This is a genomic window from Paenibacillus sp. DMB20 (assembly GCF_000987955.1).
Classification (GTDB): domain Bacteria; phylum Bacillota; class Bacilli; order Paenibacillales; family Paenibacillaceae; genus Paenibacillus_AQ.
In genome coordinates this window covers 159,105-172,439 of the sequence record NZ_LAZU01000025.1, presented here as the reverse complement: position 1 = coordinate 172,439, position 13,335 = coordinate 159,105, and the positions used below count along the sequence as shown (strand labels likewise).

Annotated in this window: 9 protein-coding genes and 2 pseudogenes; all 11 read right to left on the bottom strand. The window is 51.0% G+C overall.

Annotated elements, in window-relative coordinates; genetic code table 11:
• Positions 1–29: 29 nt before the first annotated feature.
• Positions 30–494, bottom strand: a complete 465-nt coding sequence (gene trmL, locus XI25_RS11540) for a tRNA (uridine(34)/cytosine(34)/5-carboxymethylaminomethyluridine(34)-2'-O)-methyltransferase TrmL (protein ID WP_046678901.1) — start codon at positions 492–494, stop codon at positions 30–32.
• A gap of 97 nt (positions 495–591) precedes the next feature.
• Positions 592–1,680, bottom strand: a complete 1,089-nt coding sequence (gene serC / locus XI25_RS11535) for a 3-phosphoserine/phosphohydroxythreonine transaminase (RefSeq protein WP_046678709.1) — start codon at positions 1,678–1,680, stop codon at positions 592–594.
• 249 nt (positions 1,681–1,929) lie between these two features.
• Positions 1,930–3,354 (bottom strand): type I glutamate--ammonia ligase, encoded by a 1,425-nt coding sequence (gene glnA / locus XI25_RS11530; RefSeq protein ID WP_046678708.1) that lies wholly within the window; start codon positions 3,352–3,354, stop codon positions 1,930–1,932.
• A gap of 225 nt (positions 3,355–3,579) precedes the next feature.
• A pseudogene (aroF, locus tag XI25_RS11520) lies at positions 3,580–4,634 on the bottom strand (3-deoxy-7-phosphoheptulonate synthase).
• A 250-nt stretch (positions 4,635–4,884) separates the two neighbouring features.
• On the bottom strand, positions 4,885–6,630 hold the full coding sequence (locus tag XI25_RS11515) for a sensor histidine kinase (RefSeq protein WP_082112335.1): 1,746 nt from the start codon (positions 6,628–6,630) through the stop codon (positions 4,885–4,887).
• Between the two features lie 77 nt (positions 6,631–6,707).
• Positions 6,708–7,007 carry a helix-turn-helix transcriptional regulator gene (locus XI25_RS36225; protein ID WP_327204768.1) on the bottom strand — a complete coding sequence of 100 codons (300 nt, stop codon included), beginning with the start codon at positions 7,005–7,007 and terminating at the stop codon, positions 6,708–6,710.
• 8 nt (positions 7,008–7,015) lie between these two features.
• Positions 7,016–8,278 (bottom strand): response regulator, encoded by a 1,263-nt coding sequence (locus tag XI25_RS11510; protein WP_327204767.1) that lies wholly within the window; start codon positions 8,276–8,278, stop codon positions 7,016–7,018.
• 168 nt (positions 8,279–8,446) lie between these two features.
• Entirely contained in the window at positions 8,447–10,117 is a 1,671-nt protein-coding gene (locus tag XI25_RS11505; protein WP_046678705.1) for an extracellular solute-binding protein, read from the bottom strand.
• An 83-nt stretch (positions 10,118–10,200) separates the two neighbouring features.
• Entirely contained in the window at positions 10,201–11,097 is an 897-nt protein-coding gene (locus tag XI25_RS11500) for a carbohydrate ABC transporter permease (RefSeq protein WP_046678704.1), read from the bottom strand.
• 37 nt (positions 11,098–11,134) lie between these two features.
• Positions 11,135–12,091, bottom strand: coding sequence for an ABC transporter permease (locus XI25_RS11495; RefSeq protein WP_046678703.1), 957 nt, complete (start codon positions 12,089–12,091; stop codon positions 11,135–11,137).
• 244 nt (positions 12,092–12,335) lie between these two features.
• Positions 12,336–13,297, bottom strand: a pseudogene (locus XI25_RS11490) (4-hydroxy-3-methylbut-2-enyl diphosphate reductase).
• Positions 13,298–13,335: the final 38 nt, after the last annotated feature.

Below are 13,335 nucleotides of genomic sequence, written 5' to 3'. Positions count from 1 at the left end.
TCTGAAAATCTTATATCCCTTCGGCTATCCTAATCCATCCCAGGGTAATCCAGCTGCCGCAGTGCCTCGTAAACGACGATCGCCGCCGAGTTGGACAGATTCAGGGAACGGACTTTGTCCGTCATCGGCATCCGGATGCATTGATCCGGGTTCGCGGCCAGAAGCTCCGGAGGAAGCCCTTTGGTTTCCTTCCCGAATACCAGGAAATCCCCGTCTTGATACGCTACATCGGTAAAGCGCTTGTGAGCCTTGGTCGTGGAATAAAAAAACCGGCCCTCCGGATACATGGCCTGAAGCTCCTCGAAAGAGTCATGGTATTCGATATGTACGGCATACCAGTAGTCCAGCCCGGCCCGCTTCAAAGTTTTGTCGTCGGTGTTGAAGCCCAGAGGCCTTACCAAATGAAGATGCGTGCCGGTTGCGGCGCAGGTTCTTGCTATATTTCCCGTATTGGCCGGAATCTCCGGCTCAACGAGTACAATGTGCAGTGCCATGTTGTTCCAATCCACCCTTTTCGCTTGTTTCCTTCTATTATAACTTATCCGTGCAAAAAAAGACCGCCGCTATGCCGCGGCAGCCTTTCCAACCCGTTTAAGCGTTTTGTTGTTTAAAATGAGCCATAAAATCAACGAGTGCCTTGCAGCTTTCGTACGGAACCGCGTTATAGATCGAAGCGCGCAGCCCCCCGACGCTGCGGTGGCCCTTCAGGCCGACGAAGCCTTCCTGCTCGGATGCTTTGATAAACGCCTTTTCAAGCTCTTCGGACGCCAGGCGGAACGTGACGTTCATATGGGAGCGGCTGTCCGGGTTAACGCATCCGCTGTAGAAGCCTTCGCTGCCGTCGATCGCGTCATAGATCAGCTCGGCCTTCTTCCGGTTCGACTCCTCGATCCCTTGAAGACCCCCCCGCTCCTCAATCCATTTGAGAACTTCATTGATCATGTATATGCCGAAAGAAGGAGGCGTATTGTACAGAGAGTTATTGCCGCTGTGCGTGCTGTAACGCAGCATGGTCGGCAGGTGTTTCGGCGATTCGCTGATCAATTCTTCTCTCGCGAGCACGACCGTCACCCCGGATGGGCCAAGGTTCTTCTGCGCCCCGGCGTAAACCATCGCGAATTGATTCAAATCAAACGGCCGGCTTAAAATATCGCTCGACATATCGCAAATGAGCGGTACCGATCCGATATCCGGGAAAGCTTTGAACTGGGTCCCTTCAATGGTCTCATTGGAGGTCATATGCAGATACGCCGGATGATCCGACAGCTTGATATCGTCAAGTCGAGGCAAATCCATATATTTGCTTGCTTCCGAAGTTGCGGCAACATGCGTTTTCCCGATCAATTGGGCTTCCTTTAGCGCCTTGCCCGCCCAGCTGCCCGTCATGACATAGTTGGCCTGCTGACCTTCTCCGAGGAAATTCATTGGAATCATGGCAAACTGGGTACTCGCTCCGCCCTGAAGGAAGAGAACCTTGTAACCGGACGGATTGCCAAGCAGGGACAACATTCGCTCCTGCGCTTCATTATGTACCGATTCGTAGATGGCCCCCCGGTGGGACATTTCCATGATGGACATGCCGCTCTCCCGAAAATCAACAAACTCTGCCTGCGCCCGCTCCAACACTTCCAACGGCAGCGCTGCCGGACCTGCATTAAAATTGTATGCTCTCTTGCTCAAACGACTCTCCACCCTTTCTCTATCCTCTGAATAAATGTTATCGACTATCATAGCAACAATAAGGGATGGTATCAAGTGCTTTTTTCTCTATTAAAAGACACGGTAAAGGACCATAGGATTGTTCTTCGTTAAACCTTCGGTTGGCAAGCATACGCTCCGACGGTCATGAACTTTTTGCACCTTCCTTTTAAGAAAAAATACCGGGAAGGCGCTTCCTCCCCGGCTTTTTTCCATATACCATTCCAGTTATTAAAGATCGTAGTAGAGCGAATATTCGTGCGGATGTACCCGGATCGATACGGCCTTGGCTTCGCTGCGCTTCAGCTCAATGAAGTTATCGAGGAATTCCTTCGTGAACACGCCGCCTTCGGTCAGGAACTCGTAATCCGCCTGCAGTGCATCCAGCGCGTCATCCAGGGTTCCCGGAACGCTGCGGATTTCTTTCTTCTCGGCATCGGACAACTCGTAAATGTTTTTGTCGAACGGCCCAAATCCCAACGCAACCGGATCAATCTTCCGTTTGATGCCGTCCAGACCGGCCATCAGCATAGCCGAGAACGCAAGGTAAGGGTTCGCGGTGGAGTCCGGCGTACGGAACTCGATCCGGCAGCCCTTAGGCGTTACCGCCGCAACCGGAATCCGGATCGCCGCCGAGCGGTTTCCTTTGGAGAATACCAGGTTTACCGGAGCCTCATACCCGGGAACCAGACGCTTGAAGGAGTTCGTGCTCGGGTTGGTCAACGCGATCAGGGCCGGAGCATGGTACAGGATGCCCCCGATGTAGTGCATCGCCATTTCGCTCAGGTTGGCGTAAGCGCCTTTTTCGTAGAACAGCGGAGTATCGCCGTTAAAAATGGATTGGTGCACGTGCATCCCGCTGCCGTTGTCGCCAAAGAGCGGTTTCGGCATGAAGGTCGCCGTTTTGCCGTATTGGCGCGCCGTGTTATGCACGATGTATTTATAGATCAACAGGTTGTCTGCCGTCTTTTTCAAGGTGTCGAAACGGAAGTTGATTTCCGCCTGGCCTGCGGTAGCCACCTCATGATGATGGCGCTCGACGCGCAGACCCGCTTCATTCAGCAGACGGCACATTTCGCTGCGGATGTCCTGCTGGGTATCCACCGGCGCTACCGGTACATAACCTCCCTTAACCCTGATTTTGAAACCGAGGTTGCCGCCTTCTTCCTTGCGGTTCGTGTTCCAAGCCGCTTCTTCCGACTCCACGACATAACTGGAGCTGTTCATGGTACTTTCGTACCGGACATCGTCAAACAGGAAGAACTCCGATTCCGGTGCGAAAAACGCGGCTGTACCGACGCCGCTGTCCTGCAGGTACTTCTCGGCACGCCCCGCGATTCCGCGCGGATCGCGATCATATGCTTCGCCGTCCGGCGTAAAAATGTTGCTCATAATATTCAATGTCGGATGCGCGGTAAAAGGATCGATGTAGCAGGATTCCGCGTCCGGCATCATAACCATATCCGATTCTTCAATCCCCCGGAAGCCTGCAATGGAGGAACCGTCAAACGCTACCCCGTTAACAAAGGTTTCTTCATCCACCTCGGATGCCGGCAGGGTGATGTGATGTACCCGTCCAGACAAGTCGACAAAACGGAAATCAACCCACTCGATGTTGTTCTCTTGAATTGTTTGCAATACTTTCTCTACCGACATGCTTCTTCCTCCCAATATCCGAACATTAGATGCATTTTATTCAGCGAATGTTCCGAATTATAATTTCTTTGTTTGTAATTATATTCTGCATGATAGATAACGTCAATATTGATGTTATATATTTTTTCTGATTGTGTAAGATAATCTAACATTTCATTAAATAACTGCAAAAGTAAAACCCCTCAACGATGTGTTGAAGGGTTGATTAACGACTCGTCCCGTGCCCTATACTCTGGCAAACTCGGAAGCCGGCGCTTTCGATGTATTAAAGTTCTTCCCTACGATCGGGGCCAGCTTTTCCAGATCCTTCAGAAGCTCCGCGAACTGGTCAGGGAACAGGGATTGTACCCCGTCTCCCGTCATGGAGTTGTCCGGATCGGTATGCATTTCAATAATAAGCCCATCCGCACCCGCCGCGACGGAAGCCTTGGACATCGGCTCGACCAGCTCACGCCGGCCTGTACCATGACTTGGGTCGGAGATGACCGGCAGATGGCTCAGCGATTGCAGGGCAGGAATGGCCGACAAATCAAGGGTATTCCGGGTGTACGTTTCAAATGTTCGAATACCCCGCTCGCACAGCATGACATTCGGATTGCCGCCGGCCAGGATATATTCCGCCGCATTCAAGAATTCATCGTATGTGGAACTGAAGCCGCGTTTTAGGAGCACGGGCTTGCCGCAGGTTCCCAGCTTCCGCAGCAGGTCGAAGTTTTGCATGTTGCGGGTACCCACCTGGAGGATGTCCGCATACTCCGCACAAATATCAACATACTCGGGGGTCATGACCTCCGTAATGGTCAGAAGGCCGTGCTTCTGCCCTGCCTCGGCCATCATGATCAGGCCCTCGACGCCAATCCCCTGGAAGCTGTAAGGCCGGTTCGTGGCTTAAAAGCGCCTCCGCGCAGCACCTGCCCGCCCGCAGCCTTAACGAGCCTCGCGATTTCATCGATCTGTTCCGGGGACTCAACGGCGCATGGCCCGCCCATCACGACAAGATTGCCGCCGCCGATCCGGGTTCCCTTGATGTCAATGACCGTGTCCTCCGGATGAAAATCGCGGCTGGCCAGCTTGTAAGATTTTGAAATCTTAACTACGTTTTCAACGCCCTTCATCTGCCGCAGGTGCTCGGCAAGTTTGGGATTCACGCTGCCGATCAGGCCGATAACCGTACGATCGGCGCCTTTCGAGATATGGGCCTGAAGCCCTTCCTTTTCGATTTCCTTTATAATCAGGCGGATGTGCTCTTCCGGTGTTTTGTTGGATGTAATAACGATCATTGCAATACCCTCTTCCTCGAATGTCTTATTTCGCCTTGGTACCATCAACCAAGAACAATCGCTTTCGCGCTTTTATGCTTTTATCCACTGAAGTAAATATACAAAAGAAAACCTTGTTCGTCAAGCCCAACATCTCTTGACCCCAAGGCGCCTCGCCAAGATTTTCAAGTATTACGCCGCCTCCCAATAGGAAGGCGGCTTTTTTCGCAAGAAACCTCGCAAGTATGAATGTAACTCCCGCTGCCTCTCTTTAAATGGCCATCTTGTTTCTGCCTTCCGCGGCCATACGTTTTACAAGCGGAATGATAATTTTGACCGTCGTCCCCATTCCCGGCCTGCTGAACAGCGTCACGCCATACTCCGGACCATAGTGAAGCTTGATCCGTTGGTCCACATTCCGGATGCCGTACCCGGCATTCCTTAAATCCTTTGCGTTCGTCATTTCACGGGCGGTTCCCGGCGGGAAGCCGACTCCGTCATCGATGATTTTAAACTCAAGGGCCTCGCCGGTAACCGCTCCGCAAATCCGGATATGAATCCGGTCTCCGGTCCATGCATGCTCCAGCACGTTTTCAATAAAAGGCTGCAGTATAAGTTTAACCGTCTCGTAACGAACAAGCTCGGGTGCAATATCATACTCCACCTGCATCCGGTTTTGGTATTTGATTTTTTGAATGTCGATATACGCTTGAGCCTGTTCCAGCTCATTTTTGACGGGAATGATGTTCCGTCCGTCATTAAGGGAAAGACGGTAAAATTTGGCCAAATCCATAACCATCCGCTGCAGCTTATCCAGTTCCCCGAACCTGGCGAGCCTGCTGATGGAAGACAGGGTATTGTACAGAAAGTGCGGGTTGATCTGGGCGTGCAGGGACTCCAGCTCCGCCTGCTTTTTTTGCAGGTCGGCAAGATAAACCTCTTGAATCAACCTGCCAATATTGCTGCCCATCTCGTTAAGCGCCGAAGCGATCTTGGAAAATTCGTCGTTCCCCTTGAAATGGATACGTTTGTGGAACTCCCCTTCCTGAAAAGAATCCACGACCTTGACAATCTTATATACGCGTCTTCCGAAATACCTTGATACAATTACGCTCACAATAGAAAAAAGAACAATGCATCCCAGACCGATCAACAGCGTCAAATTGCGGACTTTGACGGAGTCCTTCTCCACGATATTTTCAGGCACAACAGCAACCAGCTCCATATTTAATCCCGGCAGCATGTCGCGGATGACCAGATCATCGTTGCTTCCGCCCGACTGATGGGGCGCCGTTCTCTGCGATGCCAATTCAGGACCTGACGATATGATGACGTTGCTCTTGGGGTCGGATATATAAATGGTTGTGCCTTCACCGATTTTCTGAAAATCCACGCTGTCAAACAGATCAGCCAATGACACGCTGATCCTCATAAAACCGATCTCGTCATAGGGTTGCTGCCGTCCGCTAATATCCACAAGCCGCCTCAGGAGCGATATTCTCCCGTACTTGGCATCATCCTCGATCTGCAGCCACTGCATCGTCGTTCCGTAAACCTCTTGGGTAGGAAAGCCTAGGTACCATTCTTTATTTTCAAGCCTGTGGTACTGGTATATGTCATAGAGCCGGGCTTTTATATCCAGCGGATCCATATTTTCATATACATTATAAGTTTCCCGAAACGTATCGTTCTTAAGGTAAACCGACAGCCACATCCGGCGGTTGGCCGTTTCCACGGCGGTTTGGAATTTCGGAATCAGCACATTTTTGGTCGCATCATAGCTCGCCCAGCCTTCCTCGTAGTGGCGGAGCTTTCTTGCAAGCATATCATCGAAATATAGCATATCGGAAATCCGCTTGGTATCCTCAAGCTTAAATGCAATATTATTTTTCATCTGATGAAGCGTTCCCTGGATAATGCTGCGGGTCTGCTCGCGGATGGACTCCACATAGATCCGGTTTGCCACATTGCCGACAAGGAGCACCGGGATCATGATGAAGACGCAGTAAGACAGCATTAGTTTATAGCCGAACGGAAGCTGCTTTAATTTGATTTTGTTACGCACGTCTGCTCACGCTCCCGAGTTCTTCTGTCTCATTGATGCACTCTTCGGTATTCCAGCGGCGTCATGCCGTAGGTTTCCTTAAACTGCCGGCTGAAGTACGGAAGATACTGATATCCTGTCTGCGCGGCAACCTCATAGATCTTCAGTTTGGTCGTACTGAGCAGCTCCCTGGCTTTTTCCATGCGCAGCGCAATGACATAATCACTGAAATTTTGGCCTGTTTCCTCTTTGAACAGCACGCCCAAATAATTGGGAGAGAATGAAAAACGGTTCGCGACATCCCTCAGCGTGATGCTTTCATGAAGCCGCTCCTTGACGTCATCGATCATCTCCTGGATTAATCGTCCATTCTTCGAGCTTTTCCGGTTGTGCAGTTGTTCGGAGATTTCAAACACCTTGCGGCGAAGCAGGAAAATATATCATCAATCGTTTCAAACTGAAGCAGAACATCCAGGTTTCTGAACTCCATTCCAAGAATTTTGAACAAATCCTCATGCATCGTATGCAAATATTCATCCAGTTTCATGATGATAAACACTGCGAAGTTGCGGATGGTGAACTTGGACCGCATGCTCGAGGCCAAGATTAGCATTGCTTCGATCTCGTCATGGATCGTTACCAGATCGTAACGGGTCATGGCGGTCAGAAGCGAGTCCAGCCGGATATCGAGATTTTCCGCATCCTTCCTGTCCTCGGAAGGCACGTCGCTGTACATGATCCACTTGCCCTTTCCTCGGAACATTTTGTAATCCAGCGCAGCGACGGCCTGGCGGTAGGATGGATGAAGCTCCTCAAGCCTGCTCACGGGATTGCCCGCTCCGACGGTAACCGTAAAAGGAAATTCAAGCTTCAGCTTATCCAGCAGCAAGGACGCGGCCTGATGACCTTTTTCCTTATTTAAAAGAACGGCAGTGCGGTGATTGCTGATCTTGCACGAATGGTTCAGTTCTTGTTCGGTCAATAGACTGTGCAGCCTGGAATTAAACCGCTCGATGAGCTCCCGTTTTTCAGCCTCATCCACGTGATGAGACTGCCACGAAATATCGTCCAGCTCGAGTATGGCGACATAAGCCGGCCAGGCAATCTCGTTCAAGCGGTATTCCTTGTTTAATACGTCGATCGGCACCGATTCATAGGGATTTTCCAGCAGCTGCAGCAGGTATTGATGTTTGACCATCGGGATCATCTTCTTGTAGGCCATTTCGGTTTCCTGCCGCTGCCGCTGGCGGTCCAATTCCCGGCGAACCTTGTTCAACGCATCGATCAGTTCATTATCGTCCATCGGTTTCAAAACGTAGCTGCAGGCATTCAGCGCGATCGCCTGTTTCACATACCCGAAATCCTGGTAACCGCTGACAAAAATAATCTGAATGTTTTCTTGCGTTTCGATCGCTTTTTGCGCCAGCTCCAGGCCCGTCATATTCGGCATCCGGATATCGGATACAAGGATATCGATCTTTTGTTTCTCCAAGACTTCGCAGGCTGCAAAACCGTTGTTTACGCTATCGACCACGGACATCCCCAGCGACTCCCAAGGGATGAACCGCTTCATTCCTTCCAGATCCAAAACCTCATCATCGGCTAATAATACTTTATACATGGTAAATATTTTCACCCCTAAAGTAGAAACGACTCGTCCCCAACGAAAGACGAAAGAATGACTCTAGAATGCTTCAGATCCGTTGAAACCCTTTATATCCAAATAATACTAAAAAAAGCCCTAAGGGTATACTGCGGCCGCAGTATACCCTGGCATTCGGAGAAGCTGTTATTTCCCCTGCATTTTTTTGAGGTTTTCTTGCCATTTTTTCGTTTTGAACTCAAGCAGCTTGCTGTAGCCTGCAGCCTGGGCATCCGCTTCGGCTTTATCCAGAATCGCGATGACCTCGGCATCGTCCTTAGCATACAAGGCTTTTGCTCTGGCTTCCAGGAAAATATCTTCAACGCGCTGACGGATAATTCCTTCCTCGCTGTCCGGCATAGGATCCAAATTGATATATTCCGTAGCGTTGGCCTGGGTTTTCCATGTAATTTCCGACTGCCAACGGGTTGACCAGTTGCGTTTTTCCTCAGGCAGCGTGCTTTCATATTTAGCCTTGGCTTGGTCGATATATACGGTATTTCCGTTCCAATGGATATTGGTCGTTATCGCCTGCAGCTTGCCAAGACCTTCGGCATCGCTTGTATACTTTTCGGTAAATTTAGGCGTTTTGCCGTCGGCTTCCAGACCCTTCCAATATCCGCCCTCCGGTCCCCACATCAGAATGCGCTGTCCTTCCGGACTGGTGTACCAGTCAAGGAAAGCAAAGATTGCTTCCGGATCTTTGGCAGCTTTCGTGATTACGCTGACGTTCCAGCCAAGCTGGGTATAGGTACCAGGGAAAATTTTATTTTTATCGAGTCCCTCTTTGTGAATCGGCCAGATCATGAAGTAGCCGGCTTCCGGATCTTTTTCCGTCAGGAGCGCGTGACCGTTCATCGCATACTCCGTCGGGCTGGAGGAAGCGAATACGGCCGCTCTGCCCGTATTGATCTTCTCTTTCACCTGGTCAGCCGTTTGGGTCATGGCATCCTGGGATATCAGCTTCTCCCGGAACAGTTTCGCGGAATACTGCATCGATTCGCGGAAGATCGGATCCGTGAAGATGGAAGTCAGCTTGTCGCCGTTCGCGACTCCGCGAATGCTGATCCAGCGGTTCACGGCATTTTCGCCAAACGCGGAATAGAGGACGTCCAGGCCTTGTCCGTCTTTCGCCAGATGCGGCTCAAAAGGAACGACGTTCGGGTATTTCTCTTTGACCTTCACGAGGTAATTGTAAAGATCATCCGTTGTTTCCAGCTTCGGCGAACCGAGCTCTTTGTATATTTTCTTGTTGACGACATAACCCGCGTTGCCGTTCGGCTGGTTCGTGTACCAGTTCGGGAACTGATAAAGCTTGCCGTCCTCGGAGCGAAGCATGTTGATGCCCGCCTCGCCCAACCATTCCTTCAGGTTAGGGTATTTATCCAGATAATCATCGAACGGAACCAACATGCCTGCCTGGCGAAGCTTCTCGACGTCCGGACCGCGGTCCATCCAAATCACGTCGGGAAGAGAGTTCGATGCGATCATCGTATTGAATTTTTGGGCCGCGTTGCCGCCGCTGTGAACCGGCGTCACGTTGACCTTCATATTTTCCTTGATCCATTTGGAAGCTTCATCCCCGCCCCATGGAGGCATCGTATACCAGTCGTAGTGCCCGTAAAAAGTGAAATCCAAGGGGTTTTGGCCCACAACGTATTTGCTTTCCGTTTTGGGAGCTTCCGCCTTACCAGCGTCTTTTGGCGTTTCCCCGGTGGCTGTTTTTCCTCCCGAACCGCCCGCGCATCCGGCCAGCATGAGAGCACCGGCTAACAGAGCCGCCATGGATGACGTTAATGCCTTTTTCCTCATCCTCATTTCGTAGTTTCCCCTTTCGTTCTTTCTGTGGTTATTTATGTTAAAGCCTTTCGGCCTTAAACACCTGTTCCAGAGAAAATGCGCTATTCCTTCAGCGATCCGACCAATACGCCTTTGACAAAGTATTTCTGAACAAACGGATACACCAGAATAATCGGTATCGTTGCAATCATCATGGTCGCCATGGAAAGCGATTTCGAGGTGACGCTCTGCATTTTTTGCAGCTGACCCTGGGCGGCGGAATCCAGATTGCCGATCTGATCGGATACGATGTTGGTGTTCAATATCTGCTTCAGCATCGTTTGAATCGGCATCAGATTTTCATTGTTGATATAAATGCTCGGCTGAAACCAGTCGTTCCAGTGGAACACCGCGGTAAACAGGGACAGGGTTGCAATGACAGGCCCCGACAGCGGAAGAACGATCCGGAAAAAGGTTCCCCAGTTGCCGCAGCCGTCAATCTTGGCCGATTCCTCCAGTCCTGAGGGAAGTCCCTGAAAGAACGTCCGGAAGATGATCATATTCCAGACGCTGATGAGCGACGGGATAACGAACACCCAGAACGAATCCATCAGACCGAGACTGCGGATCAGCAGGAAGCTCGGGATCAATCCTCCGCTGAAATACATGGTGATAATGCACATGACCATATAATACTTCCGGCCGATCAGCTCCCGCTTCGTCATTCCGTATGCGAACAAAGCCGTGGCGATAATGGATGCAAGCGTACCGACAATCGTCCGCATAACGGAAATGTAAAACCCGTTAAGCAGCCTGTCATCGTTGAACACGATCTTGTAATTCTCCAAAGTAAACTCCCTCGGCCAGAAGGTAACTCCCCCGAGCGCCGTATCAGAGCCCAAATTAAAGGAGATGACCGCCGCATTCCAGAAGGGATAGAACGTTGTAAATGCCAGCAGAGCCAGAAAAACATAAATGATAATGACCATTAACCGGTCCCCAAAGCCTAATCGTACCAAGACCATCTGCTCCTTTCATCTTGAGGCTGCCGGTATCTTACCACAAGCTGTTCCCCGATCTGCGCGCAACGAAATTCGCTATGGTTAACAGACCGACACTGACAACCGCCTTGAACAAACCGACTGCCGTAGCGTACGAAAACCGGGAGTTTTGGATACCCACGCGGTAGACATACGTATCAATGACGTCCGAAACCTCGCGCAGCACCGGATTGACGCCGAGAAGGAGGATATCCTCAAACCCTGCGGTCAGCAGGTTGCCGATTGCCAAAATCATAAAGATGATGACCACTGGCATGATGGACGGGAGCGTAATGGTGAGAATTTGCCGGAACTTGCTGGCTCCGTCCATATCCGCCGCTTCGTACATATGCGGATCGATTCCGGCGATGGCGGCCAAGTAAACGATGGATCCAAATCCGATTTCTTTCCAAACGCCGGTCGTTACCAGAATGGTCCAAAAGTATTCGGGTATCGACAGAAAGCTGATCGGCTCGTCAATCAGGCTGAGCTTCTCCATCAGGATATTGACGCTTCCATTGTCGGTCGACAGCATCGACATGACAAAGCCTGCTACGATAACCCAGGACAGGAAATGCGGCAGATAACTGACCGTCTGAACGATTCTCTTAAAAGCCATGTGCCTGATCTCATTGAGCATCAGGGCAAGCAAAATCGGTGCCGGAAAGCCTATCAAAAATTTGAGAAGGCTGATCACCACAGTGTTGCGCATGACATGATAAAATTCCGGCGATTCGAAAAACATCCGAAAATGTTTTAGCCCCACCCACGGGCTTTCGCTCATGCCCCCGAAAATGTTGTAGTCCTGAAAGGCCATGAGGACGCCGTACATCGGTATGTAGCTGAATACAAAAATAAGTGCAAGTGCGGGAAGCACCATCAGCTGGATGTCCCACTGCCTGGCGAACCTGACGAAAAAGTTGACCTTTCTCGGCTTCGAAGCAGGCTTCCGTTCCACGGATATTTGCGCCATAACCAACCCTCCGTTGCGTTGACTATCATACATGATGTCGTATGTCCTAATTGTAAGGGAGTCGCGCACCCATAACCATTTGTCTGATCAACGAAATTTGATACTTTTCAACCGGAATCTAAACCGCTTTCAAACCCGAAACAGTCCGATATAACACAAAAAAACCCGCGCGGCCTGTACCGCAGCGGGTTATAAGCTTAAATTATTCGGATTCAAAACATGATAATAATCAACGCAGCTCCCGTTATACGGAAGATTCGCTCTTCGGCTTCGGTTTTACCGGAGGCAGCAGCTTGCTCATATTCACGGTCCGTTTGACCTCCCAGGTTTCCGGCTTATCATGCTCGTACTGCTCCAGGTAAGAGATCACTTCCTTCGTGATCGGCGTTGGCGTTGATGCCCCGGACGTGACGGCCACCTTGCCGATGCCTTCCAGCCATTCCCGTTTCAGTTCCGTGACGTCACTGATCCGGTGGGCCGGAACGCCGGCGATTTCCTCGGACACCTGGGCAAGCCGGTTCGAGTTGTTGCTGCGCGGATCGCCGACCACAATGACCAGATCCGCCTGGCCCGCTTGTTCCGCTACGGCTTCCTGGCGCACCTGGGTAGCCAGGCAGATCTCGTTATGGATTTCGGCGCCTGGGAATTTCTCCAGCAGCCGTTTCATAATATGTTTGATGTCCCACTGGCTCATCGTGGTCTGGTTCGTGATGACGATGCGATCTCCGTTCACCTGCAGTTTATCGATCTCTTCTTCCTTCTCGATCAGGTGGACGTGATCCGGGGCAATGCCAATCGCGCCTTCCGGCTCGGGATGCCCTTTTTTCCCGATGTAAATGATATCGTAACCGTCCGCGGCCTTCTCCCGGATCAAAACATGGGTTTTGGTCACGTCGGGACATGTCGCGTCAAGCGTTGTCAGCCCTTTATCCCGGGCCAGCTTGCGCACTTCGGGCGACACGCCGTGGGCCGTGAAAATGACCGTACCGCGATCAACCTGACTCAAAATGTCCATCCGGTTCGGTCCGTCAAGCGTAATGATGCCTTCATCCTCAAAGGACTGGGTGACATGGCTGTTGTGCACGATCATGCCCAATATATATATAGGCCGGGGAAGATCCAAATTTTGCGCCGCCTGACGAGCCAGCACCATGCGTCAACAACGCCGTAGCAATAGCCGCGGGGCGAGATTTTAATCACTTCCAAGGTCCTCACCTGCTTTCTATCCAGCTTGAAATGCGAAT